Origin of the sequence: Klebsiella sp. K-Nf6 (genome assembly GCF_002806655.1) — a bacterium.
Taxonomy (GTDB): domain Bacteria; phylum Pseudomonadota; class Gammaproteobacteria; order Enterobacterales; family Enterobacteriaceae; genus Klebsiella; species Klebsiella variicola.
In genome coordinates this window covers 1-377 of record NZ_PIBN01000062.1, presented here as the reverse complement: position 1 = coordinate 377, position 377 = coordinate 1, and the positions used below count along the sequence as shown (strand labels likewise).

General features: G+C 46.9%; 2 tRNA genes. Both read left to right on the top strand.

Annotation, left to right across the window (positions count from 1 at the left end):
• Window positions 1-76 precede the first annotated feature (76 nt).
• A tRNA-Ile gene (locus CWM61_RS28630) sits at window positions 77-153 on the top strand.
• Between the two features lie 36 nt (window positions 154-189).
• A tRNA-Ala gene (locus CWM61_RS28625) sits at window positions 190-265 on the top strand.
• Window positions 266-377 lie beyond the last annotated feature (112 nt).

Below are 377 nucleotides of genomic sequence, written 5' to 3'. Positions count from 1 at the left end.
CTCCTTACCTTAAAGAACCTGCCTTTGTAGTGCTCACACAGATTGTCTGATGAAAAACAGCAGTAAAAACCTCTACAGGCTTGTAGCTCAGGTGGTTAGAGCGCACCCCTGATAAGGGTGAGGTCGGTGGTTCAAGTCCACTCAGGCCTACCAAATTTGCGAAGCAAATTTGAAGAGGTTGCAAACGATGGGGCTATAGCTCAGCTGGGAGAGCGCCTGCTTTGCACGCAGGAGGTCTGCGGTTCGATCCCGCATAGCTCCACCATCATTACTGCAAACACAAGAAAACTTCAGAGTGAACCTGAAAAGGTGCACTGCGAAGTTTTGCTCTTTAAAAATCTGGATCAAGCTGAAAATTGAAACGACACACTGTTTAA